The 20,766-nt window shown below is 59.7% G+C and carries 20 protein-coding genes; 6 read left to right on the forward strand and 14 right to left on the reverse strand.

The window, feature by feature from the left end:
* Positions 1-30 precede the first annotated feature (30 nt).
* A complete protein-coding gene (gene acsA / locus BN871_RS13560) occupies positions 31-1,752 on the reverse strand; it encodes an acetate--CoA ligase (RefSeq protein WP_048746588.1) in 1,722 nt (573 codons plus the stop codon).
* A 270-nt stretch (positions 1,753-2,022) separates the two neighbouring features.
* Here acsA and BN871_RS13565 point away from each other — a divergent pair, with 270 nt between their 5' ends.
* Complete coding sequence (locus BN871_RS13565) at positions 2,023-2,655, forward strand: GNAT family N-acetyltransferase (protein WP_048746590.1); 633 nt, start codon at positions 2,023-2,025, stop codon at positions 2,653-2,655.
* A gap of 19 nt (positions 2,656-2,674) precedes the next feature.
* Positions 2,675-3,856 (forward strand): acetoin utilization protein AcuC, encoded by a 1,182-nt coding sequence (locus BN871_RS13570; RefSeq protein WP_048746591.1) that lies wholly within the window; start codon positions 2,675-2,677, stop codon positions 3,854-3,856.
* 130 nt (positions 3,857-3,986) lie between these two features.
* Here the strand turns inward: BN871_RS13570 and BN871_RS13575 are convergent, their stop codons facing one another.
* The 4 genes from BN871_RS13575 to BN871_RS13590 all read right to left on the reverse strand — a co-directional run bounded on the left by BN871_RS13575 (position 3,987) and on the right by BN871_RS13590 (position 6,574).
* On the reverse strand, positions 3,987-4,697 hold the full coding sequence (locus BN871_RS13575; RefSeq protein WP_021878350.1) for a 5'-methylthioadenosine/adenosylhomocysteine nucleosidase: 711 nt from the start codon (positions 4,695-4,697) through the stop codon (positions 3,987-3,989).
* Positions 4,694-5,704: a catabolite control protein A gene (gene ccpA / locus BN871_RS13580; protein ID WP_048746593.1), complete on the reverse strand. Its 1,011-nt coding sequence runs from the start codon at positions 5,702-5,704 to the stop codon at positions 4,694-4,696. The genes BN871_RS13575 and ccpA overlap by 4 nt, the downstream gene beginning before the upstream one ends.
* A 92-nt stretch (positions 5,705-5,796) precedes the next feature.
* Entirely contained in the window at positions 5,797-6,135 is a 339-nt protein-coding gene (gene ytxJ, locus BN871_RS13585; protein WP_048746595.1) for a bacillithiol system redox-active protein YtxJ, read from the reverse strand.
* Between the two features lie 55 nt (positions 6,136-6,190).
* On the reverse strand, positions 6,191-6,574 hold the full coding sequence (locus BN871_RS13590; RefSeq protein WP_332310158.1) for a hypothetical protein: 384 nt from the start codon (positions 6,572-6,574) through the stop codon (positions 6,191-6,193).
* Between the two features lie 328 nt (positions 6,575-6,902).
* Here BN871_RS13590 and BN871_RS13595 point away from each other — a divergent pair, with 328 nt between their 5' ends.
* Complete coding sequence (locus BN871_RS13595) at positions 6,903-7,430, forward strand: type 1 glutamine amidotransferase domain-containing protein (protein WP_021878345.1); 528 nt, start codon at positions 6,903-6,905, stop codon at positions 7,428-7,430.
* 71 nt (positions 7,431-7,501) lie between these two features.
* Here the strand turns inward: BN871_RS13595 and ptsP are convergent, their stop codons facing one another.
* The 5 genes from ptsP to BN871_RS13620 form a co-directional block, all read right to left on the reverse strand.
* Positions 7,502-9,259, reverse strand: coding sequence for a phosphoenolpyruvate--protein phosphotransferase (gene ptsP, locus BN871_RS13600; RefSeq protein ID WP_021878344.1), 1,758 nt, complete (start codon positions 9,257-9,259; stop codon positions 7,502-7,504).
* Entirely contained in the window at positions 9,256-11,151 is a 1,896-nt protein-coding gene (locus BN871_RS13605; RefSeq protein ID WP_048746599.1) for a glucose PTS transporter subunit IIA, read from the reverse strand. The genes ptsP and BN871_RS13605 overlap by 4 nt, the downstream gene beginning before the upstream one ends.
* 182 nt (positions 11,152-11,333) lie before the next feature.
* Entirely contained in the window at positions 11,334-11,762 is a 429-nt protein-coding gene (locus BN871_RS13610) for a CoA-binding protein (protein ID WP_048746601.1), read from the reverse strand.
* Between the two features lie 46 nt (positions 11,763-11,808).
* Positions 11,809-13,107, reverse strand: coding sequence for a 3-phosphoshikimate 1-carboxyvinyltransferase (gene aroA, locus BN871_RS13615; RefSeq protein ID WP_048746604.1), 1,299 nt, complete (start codon positions 13,105-13,107; stop codon positions 11,809-11,811).
* A 37-nt stretch (positions 13,108-13,144) separates the two neighbouring features.
* Positions 13,145-13,699: a shikimate kinase gene (locus tag BN871_RS13620; protein WP_232313038.1), complete on the reverse strand. Its 555-nt coding sequence runs from the start codon at positions 13,697-13,699 to the stop codon at positions 13,145-13,147.
* A 137-nt stretch (positions 13,700-13,836) separates the two neighbouring features.
* On the opposite strand from BN871_RS13620, the gene BN871_RS13625 reads away from it, so the two are divergent.
* Positions 13,837-14,136 (forward strand): hypothetical protein, encoded by a 300-nt coding sequence (locus BN871_RS13625; RefSeq protein WP_048746607.1) that lies wholly within the window; start codon positions 13,837-13,839, stop codon positions 14,134-14,136.
* Between the two features lie 49 nt (positions 14,137-14,185).
* On the opposite strand, the gene gndA is transcribed toward BN871_RS13625, so the two are convergent.
* Both gndA and BN871_RS13635 read right to left on the reverse strand, forming a co-directional pair.
* Positions 14,186-15,607 (reverse strand): NADP-dependent phosphogluconate dehydrogenase, encoded by a 1,422-nt coding sequence (gene gndA / locus BN871_RS13630; RefSeq protein WP_048746608.1) that lies wholly within the window; start codon positions 15,605-15,607, stop codon positions 14,186-14,188.
* Between the two features lie 344 nt (positions 15,608-15,951).
* Positions 15,952-16,548: a hypothetical protein gene (locus BN871_RS13635; RefSeq protein WP_021877190.1), complete on the reverse strand. Its 597-nt coding sequence runs from the start codon at positions 16,546-16,548 to the stop codon at positions 15,952-15,954.
* 281 nt (positions 16,549-16,829) lie between these two features.
* Here BN871_RS13635 and BN871_RS13640 point away from each other — a divergent pair, with 281 nt between their 5' ends.
* Positions 16,830-17,516, forward strand: a complete 687-nt coding sequence (locus tag BN871_RS13640; protein WP_083436433.1) for a YktB family protein — start codon at positions 16,830-16,832, stop codon at positions 17,514-17,516.
* Positions 17,517-17,586: 70 nt separating this feature from the next.
* On the opposite strand, the gene BN871_RS13645 is transcribed toward BN871_RS13640, so the two are convergent.
* Complete coding sequence (locus BN871_RS13645; RefSeq protein ID WP_232313040.1) at positions 17,587-18,837, reverse strand: MFS transporter; 1,251 nt, start codon at positions 18,835-18,837, stop codon at positions 17,587-17,589.
* 122 nt (positions 18,838-18,959) lie between these two features.
* Between BN871_RS13645 and BN871_RS13650 the strand changes: the two genes are divergently transcribed.
* A complete protein-coding gene (locus tag BN871_RS13650) occupies positions 18,960-20,429 on the forward strand; it encodes an aminotransferase class I/II-fold pyridoxal phosphate-dependent enzyme (protein WP_048746612.1) in 1,470 nt (489 codons plus the stop codon).
* Between the two features lie 63 nt (positions 20,430-20,492).
* Here the strand turns inward: BN871_RS13650 and BN871_RS13655 are convergent, their stop codons facing one another.
* Positions 20,493-20,750 (reverse strand): DUF1292 domain-containing protein, encoded by a 258-nt coding sequence (locus BN871_RS13655; protein WP_048746613.1) that lies wholly within the window; start codon positions 20,748-20,750, stop codon positions 20,493-20,495.
* Positions 20,751-20,766 lie beyond the last annotated feature (16 nt).

The raw sequence follows: 20,766 nt of genomic DNA on the forward strand, positions 1-20,766 counted from the left end.
GCAAATCCGCCGGGAGGCTGTTGCTCTTGTTTAGTCTTCAATGGTGGAAAGATCGCCTGTAGGCAGATTCAGTTCCCAAGCCTTCAGTACGCGCCTCATGATTTTGCCGCTGCGCGTCTTCGGAAGCTTATCCTTGAATTCGATCTCGCGCGGGGACGCATGCGCCGACAGGCCGATTTTGACGAAGCGGGCGATGTCCGCCTTCAGCTCGTCGGAAGGCTCGAAGCCTTCGCGCAGCGAGATGAACGCCTTGATGATCTCGCCGCGCATCGGGTCGGGCTTGCCGATGACGCCGGCTTCGGCGACAGCCGGATGCTCCACGAGCTTGCTCTCCACCTCGAACGGGCCGACCCGCTCGCCGGAGGTGTTGATGACGTCGTCGATCCGTCCCTGGAACCAGAAGTAGCCTTCATCGTCCCGATAAGCCGAATCTCCGGAAATATACCAGCCCGGAATGTGGAAGTATTCCTCGTATTTGGAAGGATTGTTCCAGACCGCGCGCATCATGGACGGCCATGGCGTGCGGATCGCCAGATTGCCCATCTGGAACGGCGGCAGCTCGCTGCCGGAATCGTCGATGATCGCCGCTTGGACGCCCGGCAGCGGACGACCCATGGAGCCCGGCTTGATCTCCATCGCCGGATAGTTGCAGATCAGCTGTCCGCCGGTTTCGGTCATCCACCACGTATCATGGATGCGCTGGCCATAGACCTTAAGGCCCCAGCGGACCACTTCCGGATTCAGCGGCTCGCCGACGCTGAGCACATGGCGCAGGGAGGACAGGTCGAACTGGGTCGACACGTCGTCTCCTGCCCCCATCAGCATCCGGAAGGCGGTCGGCGCGCTGTACCATACCGTGACGCCATAACGCTGGATCGTCGTGTACCAGTCCTGAGGACTGAACCGGCCGCCGCGGATGACGTTCGTCGCTCCGTTGAGCCATGGCGCGAAAATGCCGTAGGACGTTCCCGTCACCCAGCCCGGGTCGGCCGTGCACCAGTAGACGTCGTCTTCCTTGAGGTCAAGGACGACCCGGCCGGTGTGGTAATGCTGGATCATGGCGTTATGGACGTGGTAGACGCCCTTCGGCTTGCCGGTAGAACCGGAAGTATAGTGGAGAAGAAGTCCGTCCTCGCGGTCCACCCATTCGATCTCGGCTTCGTCGGAAGCCGCCTTCATTTCCTCGTGGTAGGAAATGGTGCCCTCCGGGTTCTCCGACGGGCTGACGACGATAATATGCTTGAGCTCGGGCAGCTCGTCGCGCTTGATGCGCGGAAGAAGCGCTGGCGTCGTCACGATCGCCACCGCTCCGCTGTCCGCGAGCCTGTCCTTGACCGCCGTCTCCATGAAGGCCTCGAAAAGAGGCCCTACGACGACACCGGTCTTGAGCGAGCCGAGTAGGGCTACGTACAGCTCCGGAGTGCGCGGCATGAAAATGAAAAGCCGGTCTCCCTTGGCCAGGCCGTGCTTGCGGAGAACGTTGGAGAAGCGGTTCGACAGCAGGCTGAGCTCCTCGAAGGTATACGACTCATCCCGCTCCGGGTCGCTGTAATGCAGAGCGGTCTTCTGCCCTCTGCCTTCTCCGATATGGCGGTCGATAGCCTCATGCGCCATGTTGACCTTGCCGGTCTCGTGCCAGGTGAAATGCTTCTCCACCCCGCTCCAGTCAAAGTCCCGGTAACATTGCTCGTAATCGGCCATATTGGGAGATTTCGCGGTTACAGCCAGCTTTTCCTGATGGTCAATCGACATGCTAATCACCTTCCATAGTCGTCGTCTTTTAGGGCAAATGGAAATCGGATGCGCTTTCAAACACAGGGTGAAACGCGGTTCATGTCGCTAACTAGTATAGCATAATGGAAATGTATGCGCCTACTTCTATCGAAATTTACCCCTTTCGCTTGAAAAATCCCCCTCATGGGGAAGGACCGTCCTTTTCATCCCTACTTTTTTCTGCTATAAGTGATAAGAGGCAAAGACGGCTTGCCGATTGGCCACTAGAAGCTTGAAGGAGCGATAACGTTGGAACATATCAAGCGTTACCATTCCCAAACGATACCTTTTCAAGGCAGAAGCTTGGATATAGAGGGTCCCGTCGAGCCCGGCCGCCTGGCGGACTGGACGATGCATCCGGGACTGAACGCATTCCGCCGGCCGGCCGAGCAGCAGACCGCCCTGGTGGAGATCGCCGGCTTGCCGGAAGGGCGCATCATCGTGGCGCGGGACGGAGATGTCGTCGTAGGCTATGTCACCTTCCACTATCCGGACGAGCTCGAGCGCTGGTCGGAAGGCGGCATGGACGATCTGATCGAGCTCGGGGCGGTAGAAGTCGCAGCCGAATACCGCTCGGTCGGGCTGGGCAAGAAAATGATCCGGCTCGCGTTCATGGAGGATCAGCTGGAGAACAGCATTATTTATACGACCGAATATTATTGGCATTGGGATCTGGAAGGAACGGGACTCGGCATCTGGGAATACCGCTCCATGATGGAGAAACTGATGAAATCCGTCGGCATGGTCTGGTACGCGACGGACGATCCCGAAATCTGCTCGCATCCGGCCAACTGCCTGATGGTCCGCATCGGCAAGCAGGTTCCGCTCGATTCCGTGGAGCAGTTCGACCGGGTCCGGTTCAGGCAGCGGTTCATGTACTGACGCTCTCAGGAGGAAGATCATGAAGGATACAGCCCTATTCATCCGTTCATCCGGCGCGAGCCGGTATAAATTCAATGATGAGCATCCCTTCAACCCGCTTCGTCTGGAGCTTGCAGGCTCCTTGCTTGAAACGGCCGGCGCTCTTTCTCCCGACATGGTTTTGGAAGCGCATTCCGCGCAAGACATCGAGCTCGAGAGGATTCACCGCGCCGATTATATGGATGCGGTCCGCAAGCTCAGTGTTCGGGCTCCGCATCCTGATTCCCTCGCCTTGGCTGCCCGTTACGGACTGACTACGGAGGATACGCCTTACTTCGAAGGCATGCATGAGGCCGCCGCTGCCATCAGCGGCGGCTCCATCCTCGCGGCGGAGACCGTCATGTCGGGGCGGGCGCTGCATGCCTACCATATGGGAGGCGGCTTGCATCATGCGTTTCCGGGCCATGGCTCCGGCTTCTGCGTCTATAACGACGCTGCCGTGGCTATCGCGGCCGTGAAGGACAAATACAAGGCGCGGATTTTGTATATCGATACGGACGTCCATCATGGGGACGGAGTCCAGTACGCTTTCTATGAAGATCCCGACGTGTTCACGTATTCCATCCACGAGACCGGCAAGTACTTGTTCCCCGGTACCGGCTTCACGCACGAGAAGGGCATCGACAAGGGATATGGAGCCTGCTGCAACATCCCTCTGCAGCCTTACACGGAGGATGAATCGTGGCTGGAGGCGTTCTCGGAGTCGATCACTCGCGTCGCCAGAGCGTTCAAGCCGGATCTCATCGTCAGCCAGCACGGCTGCGACGCGCATGCCTTCGATCCGCTCTCTCATATACATTGCAGCATGAGGATTTATCTGGAGATGCCCCGCATCATCCATGAGCTCGCCCACGAGCATTGCGGCGGACGCTGGGTCGCTCTCGGCGGCGGGGGATACGATCTATGGAAGGTCGTTCCAAGAGCCTGGTCGCTCGTCTGGATGGCGATGTCCGATCATGAGATCTCGAGCCGGCTCGCTGCCGCTCCTTCCTCCCCCGCTCCGCTCCCGGAGCAATGGCTGAGCCGCTGGCAGCCGCTTAGTCCGGAGCCGCTGCCGGAACATTGGCTCGATCCCCTCGACATCTGGGAGCCTATGCCGAGGCGCGAAGAAATTCGCCTTCAGAACCGCGCCGCCTGGGAACTGGCCGTTCAGGACTTATAGCAGCCGCATCCTCCTGGCAGGACAGACCACTCGCGTTCGAACGGAGGCTGCCGCCATTCGGAAAGCCTTCTGCGCAATTGAAAAAAAGCCCCATCCTTCCCAAGGGAAGAATGAGGCTGCCGAACGAAGATCAAGCCTGCTGGAGACTGCGCACCATGCCTTCGATGACGGCATAGGACTGGCCGGCGGCCAGCACGGTGAACTCGGCGAAATTCATATGCGCGCTGCCGTCAGCCTGATCCGACATGGAGCGGATCACGACATAGGGAATGCCGTTCATATGCGCGACTTGAGCGACGGCAGCGCCTTCCATCTCGGCGCAGGCGCCCTGGAAGACGTCGCGAAGGCTCTGCACCTTGTCGCGGCTCGCGATGAACTGGTCGCCCGACAGGACGACGCCTTCGAGCACACGGCCATTCACCGCATCGCGGCTCGCCCGGACAGCAAGACTGCGCAGCTCCTCATCCGCCGGAAAGACGGAGATTTCCTGGTAAGGAATCGCCCCCGGAGCGAAGCCGAGCGCCGTGACGTCCATATCATGCTGGACGCAGGCGGTGGACACGACGATGTCTCCGATCGTCAGGCTGGAATCGACAGCCCCTGCGACGCCCGTGAAGAGGATGCATTCCGCCCCCAGATCGATGAGCGCCTGCGTGCATACCGCGGCATTGACCTTGCCGACACCGGACTTGACCGCGATGATGTTCATGCCATGGAGCGTCCCGCGATAAAAGACGAGGCCGGCCTTGACCGTCTCCGATTCCATCTGCGCATGGCGGTGAAGCAGCTCCAGCTCCTCTGCCATCGCTCCGATGATGCCGATCGTGCGATAGATGCTCATTGCTTCGGAGCTCCTACCGACTGCCGTTTGACGAGCTCATGAGGGAGGATCACCTTGGACTGCTCGACCGGCTCCTTTTTCATCAGCTTGGTCAGCAGGCGCATCGACACGGCGCCGATGTCATACATCGGCTGGGCAACCGCAGACAGCTGCGGACGCACCATGGAAGCCATGCGGCTGTTGTCCACGCTGATGACGGAGATGTCATGCGGCACTTTGAGTCCTTTGTCCTGAATCGCATGGATAGCCCCGATAGCCATCTCGTCCGTTGCCGCGAATACAGCTGTCGGAAGCTTGTCCTTGGCGAGGAAATGGTTCATCGCCTCCACTCCGGACTCGTACCGGTAATTCCCGATGCGGACACTGTCCTCGCTGTAGGCGATGCCGTTCTCTTCCAAAGCGCGTTTGTAGCCGTGGAACCTCGCATAACCGTTCGACGGATCCTGCAAAGTGCCGCCGATCATGGCGATGTCGGCATGCCCTTGGTCCAGAAGATGCTTGACCGCATCATGCGCGGCATCCTCATGGTCGATGTCCACCGACGCGATGATTCCCTGCTCGTCCGTCGTCGCACAGAGCACGACAGGCACGTTCGCCGTCTTGAACGCCTGGAGATGCTCCTCCGTCACGGCGCCGCCCATGAACAGCAGACCGTCGACCTGCTTCTCTAGAAGCGTGTTGATGACGCGGATCTCCTTGTCCTTGCGCTTGTCCGCATTGCAAAGAATGATATTGTAATGGTACATGTTCGCGATGTCTTCGATGCCGCGGGCAACCTCGGCAAAGTTGGAATTGGAGATGTCGGGAATGACGACACCGACCGTCGTCGTCTTCTTGCTCGCAAGTCCCCTGGCTACGGCATTCGGGCGGTATCCGAGCCGTTCAATCGCCTCATAGACCTTCTTGCGGGTCTGCGGCTTGACATTGGGGTTGTTGTTGACGACCCGGGAGACCGTAGCCATCGACACTCCCGCTTCTCTTGCTACATCGTAAATGGTTACAGTCACGGTTCCTTCTCTCCATTGTAAACGAATTTATTGGCAGGCTTTACCCCTTTACATTACGGTAATCATACGACAAATACCGTGCTTATGCAATGTCAGCGAGCATTCTCGGACAGCGCCGTTTCCGTGATATTCCAATGGGAAGTGTTCCATTCCGCCTTGCCGTTCCGGATCAGGATCGCTTGCGGAGAAGCATGCTTCACCCCGAGCTCCTCGGCGATGACATTGGATACCGGACGCTCCTCGATGACGCGGACGAGAGCCGTCTCGACTCCTTCTCCCTTGCTTCCTTCGTGCCAGCGGGTCCATTCCTCGATAGCGCCTGCGCTCACCGAACAGCTTGTGCTGTGCTTGAATACGAGCACCGGCTTCTCGTGGGACAGCTCCAAAATCTGTTTCCAATCTTCCATCGTGTGCAATTGCTTGCTGCTCATACGCCACACTCCTTATTGTCGTTTATCTGGCTGGGGTCTTTCGGGCTTCCATCGGCTATGTATGCATCATGCAGCGGCTCAGCTGGCCGAGCCTCTTCTCGATTTCCTGCCTCCATGCTTCGTCTCCGACCGAACCCGCGATAAGCAGCAGCTCCAGCAAGGAATCGATCCGTTCGCCGACGATCTGCTGAACAGCCGCTGGATCCGGACTCTTTCGCTTCGAAGAAGCTTCTACAAGTAAATCTGCCCACTCGTTAAGCTCGTTAAACAAGAAGGTCTGCTTGCCGGGTTCTTCGCCAAGCTGGCCGATCAAGCCGGTCAGATCCGGCTTCACCTCGGGAAGCACCTCGCTGCGGCCGCAGCCGGCGCACGAATAAATGGGAACATTGTCGATTTCCACTTTATTCGAGTAGATAACCGTTCTTAATTTCATGTTCATTTTATGGCCGCAAGAACAGGGTTTATGCATCGAAAAGTCCGCTCCTTCGTCAACGCGCCTGCCTATCTCCGCCTCAAGCCCCTGAAGGGGCGGCAGCAAATCAGCACGGGCGCAGTGTCGCTTGCCTCCTTACTTCGACCTTTTTCGCCTGTTTTCCTGCCGGGAGGGCATATGCAATTTCTGTAAAATAAATGGGCCGCTTCGGCTCCCTCCATCGCCCGGGGATCGGCAGGATCTGAAAGCCGTTTGCGCCTCCGGGCCGGCTGCCTTACAATGAACCGAGAGCCCGGCCTATCCCGAGACAGGCCTTACAGAGGAGGAATGCAAGTTGACCTTGCAAGGAAAGCGCGTCATCTGCCTGATCGACGATGAATTCGAGGATCTCGAGCTGTGGTACCCCGTCTACCGCGTGCGTGAAGAAGGAGCGGAGGTTCTGTTCGCCGGTCCGGAAAAAGGAAAGGTCCATATCGGCAAATACGGCGTGCCGGCAACGGCCGATCTGTCCTACGGCGAGCTCGAACCCGGCGGCATCGACGGCCTTCTCGTCCCGGGAGGATGGGCGCCGGACAAAATCCGCCGCTACCCCGAAGTGCTGAAGCTCGTGCAGGAAATGGACGCCGGCGGCAAGCCGATCGGCCAGATCTGCCATGCGGGCTGGGTGCTCGTTTCCGCCAAGATTCTGCAAGGCCGTACGGTGACCTCGACTCCAGGCATCCGGGACGATATGGAAAATGCCGGAGCGCGCTGGGTGGATGAAGCGGTCGTCGTCGACGGCAACCTCGTCTCCGCGCGCCGTCCGCCCGACCTGCCGCCTTATGCGAAGGCATTCGTAGAGGCGCTGAAGCAGCGGAGCTGAAGCTGTCCTGTTCGCAGCGAATGGAAGGAAAAAGAACCCTTGCCGAAGCAAGGGTTCTTTTTGAGCTGCCGTCATTCGCTTCCGGCAGCCGTCCTTACCTTGGAGCCGTCTGCGTTGTCCCTGCTCAGCTCCAGCAGCCGCTTGACCTCGGAGGTCGTGCCGCAAGCCATCACTTCCGCATATACGTTCCGGCTGTCCCGCTGGGTCGTCTGCAGCAGCCGCTCCTTGACATGGAGAATGGAATGCGACGACATGCTCAGCTCGTCGACATCCATGCCGAGCCAGACGGGAAGCGCCCTGGCGTCACCGGCCAGCTCGCCGCATACGCCGACGTGGATGCCCGCCGCCCGCGCAGCCTCCACCGTCGTCCGCAGCATGCGCAGAACGGCTGGATGGAGCGGCTCGTACAGATGCGAGATTTTATCGTTCATCCGGTCGACAGCCAGCGTGAACTGGACGAGGTCATTCGTCCCGATGCTGAAGAAATCGACTTCGCGGGCCAGCAGATCGGCGATCATGACCGCAGCCGGAAGCTCGATCATGATTCCTGCGGGTATCGCCTTGTTGTAAGGCTTGCCCTCCGCCTCGAGCTCCTGCATCGACTCGCGGAGCAGGGCGTTGGCAGCTCTGACCTCCTCCACGGAAGAGATCAACGGGTACATCACCTTCACATTGCCGTAATGGGACGCCCTCAGAATCGCCCGCAGCTGGGTCTTGAACAGATCCTTGCGATCGAGGCTGATCCGGATCGCCCGGTAGCCAAGGAACGGATTCTCTTCCTCCGGAAGCTCGAAGTAGTCCAGATGCTTGTCGCCCCCGATATCCAGCGTGCGGATGATCAGCGGCTTCCCGTCGAGCTTCTCGGCTACGCTCCGGTACACCTCATACTGCTCCTCTTCCTTGGGGAAGCGGGTGCGGTCCATGTATAGGAACTCGGTCCGGAACAGGCCGACGCCGTGCGCTCCGCTCGTGAGAGCGACTTCAAGCTCCTTGAGCGAGCTGATGTTGGCCGACAGCTCCAGATGCTTGCCGTCCGGGGTGGACGTGTCGAGATGGGCGATGCCGAGCAGCCGGTCATGCTCTTCGGTCTGGCGGCTGCGCAGAGCCGCGAACGCCTGGACGGCTTCCTCGCCCGGATTGAGCTCCACATACCCCGTAGATCCGTCGATGATCAGGACGTCCCCGGTCGCGATGCTCTCTTCCAGCCTGCTGTCGAGTCCCACGATGAGCGGAATGCCGAGCGCCCGGGCCATGATCGCGGAATGCGAGGTTGTGCTGCCGCCGAAAGTGGCGATGCCGAGCACGTTCTGAGGATTGATATGGGCAAGCTGCGAAGGAGACAGCTCCTTGGCGACGAGGATGTACGGCTGCGTGTCCGAGGGCAGCGTAATCTCGGGCGCGCCGAGCAGATGCTTGAGGAGGCGGTTGCCGACATCCTTGATATCCAGCGCCCGCTCCTTCATGTATTCGTCGTCAAGCAAGTCGAACATCGTGACGAAATGGTCGATCGCTTCCTTGACCGCCACCTCGGCCGCTTTGTACTGCCGCTCGATCATCCCCTGAATCTCGTTCATGAAGACGGGATCGTCGAGTATCGCGAGATGGGCATCGAAAATGCTCCGCTCATCCGGGCCGACAACCTCCCGCAGCTCATCCTTCATCTGCTCGATCTCGACCTTGGAGGTGCGGATGCCTTCGTACAGCCGCTCGAATTCGCGGGCAAGATCCGCGACGTCGATTCTTTGCTCCGGCAAATCCCATTCCCAGTTCGGCAGCACAAAACATTTCCCGATCGCGATCCCGGAAGAAGCTCCGATTCCTTGCATCATGGCCTGATCCCTCCAACATGACTATCCTTGCGTTCTTTCAGCATTACGGACATGACCGGCGACTGCCCCTTCTTCACCGACTTGAAGGCTCCGAAGCCCCAGGAGCGGACCAGCTGGGAATTCGTGATGACCATCGGAGTGGCCAGCGACTTGCTTTTCGCCCGCAGCTTCTGCAAATCAAAGGAAATGAGCAGCTGGCCGGGCGCAACGTCGTCGCCTTCCTTCACGGCTGCCTGGAAATAGCTGCCGTCCTTGAGCGAGGAAGTATCGATTCCGATATGGAGCAGCACCTCCAGCCCTTCCTCGGTGCGGAGGCCGATGGCATGCATCGTCGGATATAAAATGATGACCTTGCCGCGCACCGGCGCCACCAGCTCGCCCCGATCCGGCAGGAAGGCGACTCCATCGCCGACAAGCTTGCCGGAGAAGATCGGATCCGGCACTTCCTCCAGCGGAATCATTCGGCCTTGAACTGGAGAGCTGAATAAAACCTGGGCGGAGTCCCGCTGCATCGTCTTGACGATTTCTTCCCGGATCAGCTCCGAGAACGTGCCGAATACGATCTGCACGTTGCCTCCGCCGAGCCGGATGACGCCGGCAGCTCCCAGATCCCGCAGCGCCGTGTTGTCCAGCAGGCGGTCGTTCTTCAGCTTCAGCCGCAGGCGCGTGATGCAGGCTTCCATCGTATCGAGGTTGGCCTTGCCCCCGATCGCCTGGAGGATGAGCGGCGCCCTGGACGGGATATCCTCCGCCCAGTCGTCGAGGGCCGATCCTTCCTCGCGGCCCGGCGTCGGGATCCGGAAGCGCCGGATCGCCCAGCGGAACAGTCCATAGTACAGAATGAACACGATCACGCCGATCGGAAGCAGCAGCCAACCCTTCGTGGCCAGATGCATGTTCAGAATGTAATCGATGGCTCCGGCCGAGAAAGAGAATCCGTGCAGAATGCCCAGCTCGTAGACCAGCCACATGATGACGCCGGACAGCAGCGCATGGATGACGAACAGGTAGGGCGCGACGAACAGAAAGGCGAATTCGACCGGCTCGGACACGCCGGTCAGGAACGACGCAAGCGCAGCCGTCAGGAACGTCTTGCGGATCTTCGGCTTGAGGTCCTCCCTGGCCTCCTGGATGATGGCGATGGCGATGGCCGGGAGAGCGAACATCATCGTCGGGTACAAGCCCGCCATGAACGCTCCGGCCGTCGGATCTCCCGCAAAAAAGCGCGGCAGGTCCCCGTTCACCATCTCGCCCGACGGCAGCCGAAAGCCGCCGACCTGGAACCAGAAAACGTGGTTGAGCAGATGATGAAGCCCGAACACGACGAGAATGCGGTGCAGGAAGCCATACAGAAATACTCCGAAGCCTCCGGCGGAGGATACCACGTCTCCGAGCAGCAGCAGTCCTTTGCCCAGCAGCGGAGCGATTCCGATCATCGCGACCGAGAACAGCACCGAGACGAAGCTGACGAAGAGAGGGACGAAACGAGGCCCTCCGAAAAATTGTATGTACTCGGGCAGCCGGATAGATTTGAATCGTTCATAACTGTATCCCGAAAGCATGCCGATGAGCGCGCCGATGAGGACGGTCGGCTCGATATCGTAGTGGCTGTACTTGACGATGCCCGTATAGATGAACATGCCCGCCAGCGCCGACAAGGCCGATGCTCCCCCGTTGCTGGAGGTTCCCCAGGCAACGCCGGCAGCGAACAAATACGGCAGGAAGGCGAACAGCGAATACCCGGCAACGGATAAATATTCCCCCAGCGACGGCAGTCCGACCGATTCCCATGGAAGCGTGCTTAAGCTCAGGCAGATGGCTGCGGCAGGCAGAATGATCATCGGCAGCATGACCGCACGGCCGAGCTGCTGCAGATTGCCCATGAATTTCATGCTGGACCTCCTATTCCGATCGCTCGCGCGTCCGCATATGACGGCTCCGCCCGAGGTCTATGAGTATGGTAAGCGTTTCATTTCCCTTTGTCAAAAGCAAAAAGGCAGGCCCTCAAAGGTCCTGCCCCATGCCGGCACATTCGAGAAAGGCAGCGTCGCAAGCAAACGCTCCCCCAGTCCGTCTAGCCGCCGATCGCCGGCCGGAGAATGGAATCCTCGACCTTGATGCAGCGGTCCATGATGACCGTCAAGCCGCCCGCTTGGGCGATGTCGGCCGCTTCCTCGCTGTAGACGCCGAGCTGCAGCCAGAGCACCTTGGCGCCGGACTGCACCGCTTCGCGGGCGATGTCAGGCGTGAACTCGCTGCGCCTGAACACGTTCACGATGCCGATCGGCTCCGGCACGTCCAGCAGCGAGGCGTAGCTCGTCTCGCCGAGTATGGCGGGAGCTGCGGGATTGACGGGAATGATCCGGTAGCCCCGCTCCTTCATGGCGGCGGATACGGAATGGGATGTCCGCTCCGGGTTGTCGGAAAGTCCGACGACGGCAACGACAGGATTCTGTTCGAGAAGCTTCTTGATTTCGTCCCTGGCGGGGTTTTCAAATGCCATGTGCAAGCCCTCCCTTTCAAGTTAACTTAACCATGATAGAGAATATTTACTTGGATTCCGTCCATTCCACCTGCGCGCCGAGCGCCTGCAAATGATCGAAATAGATCGGATAGGACTTCGCGACATGATGCGCATCCTTGATCCGCAGCGGCTTGCGGCAGCGCAGGCCGACGACGGTCAGCGCCATGATGACCCGGTGGTCGTAATGGGCGTTGATTTCCACGCCGCCCTCGAGCCCTTCCGGCTTGCCGTGCACGATGATCTCGTCGCGCTTCTCCTCGACGTCGGCGCCGGCCTTGCGGAGCTCCGCCAAGTAGTCGGTGATGCGGTCGCATTCCTTGTAGCGGAGATTCTCGACATTGTAGAACCGGGAGGTGCCTTCGGCGTGGACGGCTGCCGCGACCATGGCCAGCACCGCGTCGGTCGCCGCGTCTCCGTCGAATTCAACCGCCTTGAGGCGTCCGTTGCCGCGGACCCGGATGTCGCCGTCCTTATGCTCCAGAGGCACCTCCATCATGCGCAGCACGTCGACGACGGCGCGCTCGCCCTGGCGGCTCTTCTCCGGAAGCCCATGGATGACGACGTCAGAGCGGGTCACCGCCGCAGCAGCCAGCACGGCGGCCGATCCGGGATAATCGCCCTGCACCCGGTACGTCCGGGCGGCATAGCGCTGCCCTCCGGGAATTCGGTAGCTCATGAGATCTTCGGACGCTTGGATGACAATTCCCGCCTCCTCCAGCACTTCGAGCGTCTGCCCGATGACGACTTTGGACTTGAGGTCATGCAGCACCTGGATCTCGCTGTCCTCCTTCAGGAGAGGCGCGAGGAACAGCAGCGCGCTCAGAAACTGCGAGCTGACGCTGCCCGATACGGTGATGCGGCCGCCCTTGGGGCTGCCGCCGCGGATCGTAATCGGCAGCTTGCCTTCCTGATCGTCCACCTCGACGCCCATCTGGCGCAGGGAATCAATCAGGTCATGATGCGGGCGCTTGCCGAGCGAGTCGGGATACGCGTTCACGAACGTCACCTCCGGGCAGAGAGCGGCGATGCCCATCAGGAAGCGGAGCACAGCTCCGGCGTTGCCTACATTGAGCTCCTTCACGTCGCGCGGGGAGCTCCCGAAGCCCTTGATGACGATCTTCTCGTCATCTTCCTGAAGCTCGGCTCCGAGATCGCGGATGCAGCGGCGCATGGCGTCGCTGTCCTCGCTATGCGCCGGATAGTAGATCGTGCTGGTTCCTTCGGCCAGGGCGGCGACAAGCAAATACCGCGTCGTGTAGTTTTTGGATGAAAGCGCCTGGATGCTGCCCTTGAGCTCCGGCGTAGGCGTTACGATCACGTCCATTGGAGTGTATTCCCCTTTATGCTGGATTGAAATGGAATTATTCTGAAACGCGGTAAAGCCCTGAAGTACCGAGGTAGCCCGACAACACGGATTCGGCGACGGCACCGGGATTCAGGCCGTCCGTATCCACGCTCAGCTGGGCGAAGTCATAGGCTCCGCTGCGGGCTTTCATAAGCTCGCGTACTTTGGCCGCCGGATCTCCGGCCAGCAGTGGTCTGGCCGTGTCGCCGGCGACCCTCTGCACGATGACGGCTTCGCTCGCGCGCAGCGCGGCCACGAAGCCATGCCGCAGCATCAGCTCGCGGTTCGCTTCCGACAGCACCGTTCCTCCGCCCGTGGCGATGACGAGGGGCGTGTCCGCTGTCAGCAGCCGGGTCAATGCCCGGGTTTCCGCTTCGCGGAAATAAGGCTCGCCATGCCGGGCGAACAGCTCCGCAATGGAGCAGCCCTCCTCGGCGACCACCTCGGAATCCGTGTCGGTCCAGCCGTATCCAAGGCGCGCGGCAAGCTGGCCCGCGACGGTGGATTTCCCGGTTCCCATGAAGCCCACGAGAACGATTTTGCTGCGCGAGGGCTGATCTTCTCCGACCACCTGATGCTCACACCTTCCCATGCGATGTCAATCTTTCAAATATCATATCATCAATTGCTAGAGACAGGGTATAAAATTCTTATTTTTCCATATGGATAGAGGAGATCATTCTACCTCTTGAAGGAGGGCGGCCAGCCATGCCGATGGAACAGGGACCGCAGGCGCAATCAGCCCGCAAGCTTCGCCATATCCTCGATCCTGGATCGTCATTATGCCGGGAAGATGTCGTGTGGGCGCTGGATTATATCAAAAAAAAGGTGGCCGACGAAGATTCCGCCCTAGCGGAATTATCGCAGCCACGCTTGCTCAAAAACTATCGGGGATTCGCCGAAGCGGCCATGAGCCTGCTGGCTTCGCCGCGCACCGGACCGCTTGAGGCGGACCGGCTGCGAGGCATGCTTCGCGAAGCTCTGCACGGCTTGGAGAGGCAAGGCTGACGCCACGCCTCGCCGGCCTCCTCTTGGACTCCATCCCCGCAGCTTGCCATCAGCCCTCGCTGGATTCCATCCACTCGAAGTGGAACGTTCCTTCCTTGTCCACACGCTCGAACGTGTGGGCGCCGAAGTAGTCGCGCTGCGCCTGAAGCAGGTTGGCCGGCAGGCGCTCCGTGCGATAGCTGTCGAAGTAGGCCAGCGCGCTGGAGAAGCCCGGAACCGGAATGCCGCTCGTTACGGCAGCCGTCACGACTTCGCGCCATGCGCCCTGATACTCCTCTACGACACCTTTGAAGTAATCGTCAAGCAGCAGGTTTTTGAGTCCCGCGTCGCGATCGTACGCATCCTTGATCTTCTGCAGGAAGCGGGCGCGGATGATGCAGCCGCCGCGGAAGATCATGGCGATGTCGCCGTAGCGCAGGTTCCAGTCGAACTCATCGGAAGCCGCGCGCATTTGGGCGAAGCCTTGGGCATAGGAGCAGATCTTGCTCGCGAACAAGGCTTTGCGGACCGCTTCGATGAATGCGGCCTTGTCGCCTTGGTACGGAGCGGCTTGCGGTCCGCTCAGCACTTTGCTTGCATGGACGCGCTCTTCCTTCATGGCGGAGAGGAAGCGGGAGAAGACGGACTGCGTAATGATGGACAGCGGCACGCCGAGATCCAGAGCGCTTTGGCTCGTCCATTTGCCCGTACCTTTTTGGCCGGCGGAGTCGAGAATGACGTCGACCATCGCTTTGCCCGTCTCCGGATCCTTCTTGGAGAAGATGTCGGCTGTGATCTCGATCAGGTAGCTGTCCAGCTCGCCCTTGTTCCACTCCGTGAAAATCTCGTGCAGCTCGTCCGTGGACAGGCCGAGCACGGAGCTCAGAAGGTGGTAGGCTTCGGTGATCAGCTGCATGTCGCCGTACTCGATGCCGTTGTGGACCATCTTGACGTAATGGCCGGCGCCGCCTGGTCCGATGTACGTGCAGCATGGGTCGCCGTTCACTTTGGCGGAAATGCCGGTCAGGATCGGCTCGACGAGCTTGTAGGCCGATTCAGGACCGCCAGGCATGATCGCCGGCCCTTTCAAAGCGCCCTCTTCGCCGCCGGAAACGCCGGCGCCGACGAAGCGGAAGCCTTTGGCCTCGAGATCCTTGCTGCGGCGCTCCGTGTCAGGGAAGTAGGCGTTGCCGCCGTCGATGATGATGTCGCCTTCGCTCAGATGGGGAACCAGCTCGTCGATGACGGCGTCCGTCGGACGGCCGGCTTTGACCATGATGAGGATTTTGCGCGGCACTTCAAGGGAAGCGACGAATTCTTCGATCGTGTAGGCAGGGAACAGGTTTTTGCCGGCGGATTCCGCGACAAGCTCGTCCGTCTTTTCGCGGGAACGGTTGTATACCGATACCGTGAAGCCTTTGCTCTCAATGTTAAGCGCGAGGTTCTTGCCCATGACGGCAAGGCCGACGACGCCGATCTGCTGTTTCGACATATTGACCATTCCTTTGCTAAGTTATACAGGCGATACGCACTTCCACTAGTGTACCCTTTTTGTTCCGTTATGCAAGTCATTGTACCATGAACGCCTCCCGAAACGAATCCGGAGCAGATGAATATTGGATGAACCCTGGGCCGGAAATGCCGCGGCAAGTTCCAATCCGACCGATCGGCGCGAAACGGGACCCCTTTGACGGCAGTCCGGCAACGCGAAAAAAGCCGGGAGCACAAGGCTCGCCGGCGGCCGCAGGTTTTAAATTGGCTTCGTCCCGACAATGGTTCTCCGTCTCGGCCTTGCAGCTCCAGCCGAAGGCCTCCACGACGTTCTCCGTCTCGGCCTTACAGCTCCAGCTGAAGCATTTCGCTTCTCATGACGGCCAGGCGCTCGCGGCTCTCGTCGGCCGCCGCCTCGTCGCCGCTCTTGAGAGCGTCGTGCAGCACGCACAGCTCGTAATCCAGCTCGTAGCGGAGAACGGCAGCCCGCTCTTCGGCCCGAGTCGACTGGAACGACTTGAGAATCTCCTCCAGCGTGACGACTGGACGCTTTTGATAAATGATGCGGTGCTCCATTCCCGACACCTCCACCAATCGGATGATTTCGCCGAACATGATATTTTCAATGACGATCTGACGGTCCTTCATCCGCTTCACGACAGCATGGCCCCGGGTATCGCCAATCAGCTTCTCGATTAATTCCGACAGCTTCTCATCCTTGATGATATAATCCCCCACGATTTTGTAGCGGCTCTTCATTTTTTGGAAGCGCAGCTTGACGAGCTTTCTTCCCGTGCGGATGGAGATCAGGAACTGTGCCTCGGTCTCGCTCCAATACAGGGAATACCCCTCATGAATCAAATCGCGAATGAGATTTTGGATTTGCCGGCGGTCAAATCGCAGCTCCAAATTGCAATACTCCACTTCGTAGCTTTTGTTCACGGCAATCCCTCCCTGTCTGGATAATGTTGACCAAATGTTCTGACAATTTGTTCTTACCTGTAGTTTATACTCCATCTTATGTGCTGGCAACTTGGTTTATTGACTATTTTTGAAGAAAAGGGCTGCCGCCCCCTCTCGATTGGAAGCGGTTACCTGATCAACGTCCCCGCCTTGTCCATATCGGCCCTGCCCTGTGGTATACTATATGGACAAGACAGCCCCGGCATGACCGCTTGAGCGGAATGCGGGGCTCATTATTTCCCCCGAAGGGACGACACTCTATGACAACCTCCGCCACAGCGCCGCAAACCGCTCCTGCCGCTCAGGCTGACGGCCGCATCGCTCCGTTTCCCGGATTTTCCCAAAGCGACTTCGACGTATTCGAGATCCAGGGTCTCGAGCCGCGGATGGAAGCGCTCATCGGCCGCATTCGCCCGAAGCTGGAAGAGCTGGGCCGCCGCATCGCCCCGCTGCTGAGCGTGCTCGCCGGGACTGAATTCTACCCGCATGTGGCCAAGCATGCCAGAAGAACCGTGAATCCCCCCAGCGACACCTGGGTCGCTTTCGCCGCCAACAAGCGCGGCTACAAGGCTCATCCCCATTTCCAGATCGGCCTGTGGGGTACTCATGTCTTCATCCAGTTCGCCGTCATCTACGAGGCTGCCGGCAAGGCTGCCTTCGCCGCAGACGCCCTGAAGCAGCTGGACAGCATCCACTCCGCCATCCCGGACTTCTACGTCTGGTCGGGAGATCATACCGTTCCCGGCGCCGTCGCAGGTTCCGCCCTGGCTCCCGGAGAGCTCGCCTCCTTGTTCGAGCGCCTGCAGAACGTCAAGGCAGCGGAAATTCTGTGCGGCATCCATATCGACCGGCATGACCCTCTCCTGACGGACGGCGAAGCTTTCGTCGCCCGCGCGGAGCAGGTCGTCGAGACGCTCATGCCCCTCTACCGGCTGGCTGTACAATAACCGACACGACAAAGCCCCCCTGCCGGCCCGTCAAGGACCTGCAGGGGGGCTTGCTTGTCGTTTCCGGCAGCTAGGCCAGGGAAATCCGGCCGCGGCGGATGATCAGCAGATGAAGGACGAACAGGACAATGAGCGATCCGCCGCTGATGAGGAACGGCGCATGGGAGCCGTAGCTGTCCCAGAGCCGTCCGGACATGATGGAGCCGAGCACCATGCCGAGGCCTTCGATGGTCAGGAAGAAGCCCCATACCGCGCCTCGCTCCTCCTTCGGAATCGCCTTGGCGATCAGTGCGTTCCATGCCGGGATGATGCAGGCATACCCGAGCCCGACCAGCGCAACGACGAACAGGACAAGCGTCAGCTGGCGCGTATAGCCGAGCAGAGGCAGCGCTACGGCCGCGACGAGAAAGCCTACATGCAGAAACCAGCGGGTGCCGTAGCGGTCCACCCATTTGCCGACCGGAATCAGGCCCAGCACCGTCACCGCTCCCCCCGCAACGAGATAAGCGCTGTACTGCTGCGGGGTCAAATGCAGCACCGTCCGCGCATATTGCGTCAGGACAGGCGTCAGCAAGCCGAGCGCGAAGTTCTGGATGAACATGGCGGGATAGAGCAGCTTGCTGGCATGCAGGGATTCGCCGACCTTCTTGAAGTAGCGGCGGATCCGCGGGATAAGCGGTCCGCGCGATGCGTGGGGCGCCTGCTCCTCGAGCTTGCCCTCGATTTCCCTCGATCCCCTGCGGCCGGGCAGAGTCAAGGTGACGAGCAGGATGAGGACCAGGATAGCCCCCATCAGCCAGAAGGCGGGCTCATAGCTTTTGATGATGAAGAAATTGATGACGATCGGCCCCATGCCGACGCCGATCAGCCAGCTCATATAGATGACGCTCATCATGCTGCCGCCGGCCTCGTTCCCGGCTACGGCCGTCGCCCCCGTAATGACGCAAGGCCATAGGGGCGAGGTGCCGACGCCGAGCAGCACGCAGGCGGCAATGATCCAGCCGGTGCCCGAGGTGAAGGCGATGATCCCGACGGACATGCAGGTGAACAGCACGCCGAGCAGCATGACCGTCCGGTAGCCGATCCGGTCGATGATCCAGCCGAGCGGGCTGCGGAAGGCGTTGTCGCCGATATATTGGGCCGCGAGCGCCCAGCCTACGGCGTAGGCGGACAGCCCGAGGGCATCGCGCATATACACCGGGAGCACCGATACGAGCACGGCTCCTTTGACAAATTCGACTCCGAACATAATAAGAAGAAGTTTAATGACGAACGGCGAGCGAATGATCTTTTTCCCGTTCGCGGGCATCTTCAGTTCCAAGCAGCGACGAACCCCTTTCCCGATCTGAGACGGCGAGGGCTTGCATGCTTGCATTCCCCCCCGTACATGCTATACTCATTTTTGTTTGTATACCTGAATCTGAAAGGCTGTGGATCATAGCGATGGACCATACACGCACGCCTCTCTTCAGCGCGCTTCGCCGCCACGCAGAGAACAACCCCCTGCAGTTCCATATTCCCGGGCACAAGAAGGGAGTAGGCACCGATTCCGAATTCCGAGCCTTCATCGGCGACAACGCCTTGTCGATCGATTTGATCAATATAGCTCCCTTGGATGACCTTCATCAGCCGACAGGCGTCATCGAGGAATCCCAAATACTGGCCGCCGATGCATTCGGAGCCGATTATACCTTTTTTTCCGTACAAGGCACAAGCGGCGCCATCATGACGATGATTCTGTCCGTCTGCGCTCCAGGCGACAAGATCATCGTGCCGCGCAATGTCCACAAGTCGATCATGTCGGCCATCATCTTCGCCGGAGCGCGCCCGGTGTTCATATCGCCTGCCCGCGATGCCGAGCTCGGCATCGACCACGGCATCACGACGCGCTCGGTTCGGCGCGCCCTTGAGCGCCACCCGGACGCGAAGGCCGTGCTGGTCATCAACCCGACCTATTTCGGCATCTGCGCCAATCTGAAGGAAATCGTCGATCTCGTCCACAGCTACGACGTACCGGTTCTCGTCGACGAGGCGCATGGCGTCCTGATCCACTTCAACGACAAGCTTCCGATGAGCGCGATGCAGGCCGGAGCGGACATGGCTGCGACGAGCGTGCATAAGCTCGGCGGCTCCATGACCCAGAGCTCCGTGCTGAACATGAAAGCCGGCCGCGTCAATCCCCATCGGGTGCAGACGATCATCAGCATGCTGACCACGACGTCGACTTCCTATATCCTGCTTGCCTCGCTGGATACTTCCCGCCGCAACCTCGCGGTCAACGGCTACGAGATGGCGGACAAGGCCATCGAGCTGGCCCAGAAGGCGCGGGCGGAGATCAACGGAATCGACGGCCTCTATTGCTTCGGCAAGGAGATCCTTGGCGGCGAAGCGACATTCGATTACGATCCGACGAAATTGACCATTCACGTCCGTCATCTCGGCATTACGGGCTACGACGCGGAGAACTGGCTGCGGGACAACTTCAATCTTGAAGTCGAAATGTCGGATATGTACAACATTCTCTGCCTTATTACCCCGGGCGACACCGAAGATACCACCCGCCAGCTGGTCGAAGCGCTGCGCGCCATGGTGGCTCATTATCCGCGCGTCGACGAGGTTCAGGAGCTGGTCGTGAAGATTCCGGAAATCCCGCAGCTGTCCCTGACGCCGCGCGAGGCTTTCTACGGCGAGACGGAGGTCGTTCCGTTCAAGGAATCCGCCGGCCGGATCATCGCCGAATTCATTTATGTCTATCCTCCCGGCATTCCGATCCTGCTTCCGGGAGAAGTCATTTCCCAGTCCAACATCGATTATATCATCGACCATGTGGAAGTCGGGCTTCCGGTAAAAGGCCCCGAGGACCGCAGCATCCAATATGTGAAGGTCATCGTAGAGGAATCCGCGATTTTCTAAGGAAATCAATCCCGCTCCCAAAAGCAAAAGCCCGGCTGGCCGCCGGGCTTTTGCTTTTGCTGCTTATTTGCCTTCGTTCTGTTCCTTGGCGATCTGCTCGTAGATAGCCGTCACGCGCTCCCACTCCGCATCGTCCTCGATGCCGACGAGGAAGGCTTCCTCTTCCTCTTCCTCGATGCGGAAGATGACGCCGTCCTCCTCCGGATCGTTGCGGTCGAGAAGCACGGCATACGCCTGGTTCTCGGATTCGAACGTATGGACGACGGGCGGAATATTCGCCGGACGGCAGGCACACTGGTTCAACTCACCGCAGGGCCTGATGCAGTCTGGCGCATGG

This window comes from Paenibacillus sp. P22 (genome assembly GCF_000469945.2).
Classification (GTDB): domain Bacteria; phylum Bacillota; class Bacilli; order Paenibacillales; family Paenibacillaceae; genus Paenibacillus_O; species Paenibacillus_O humicus.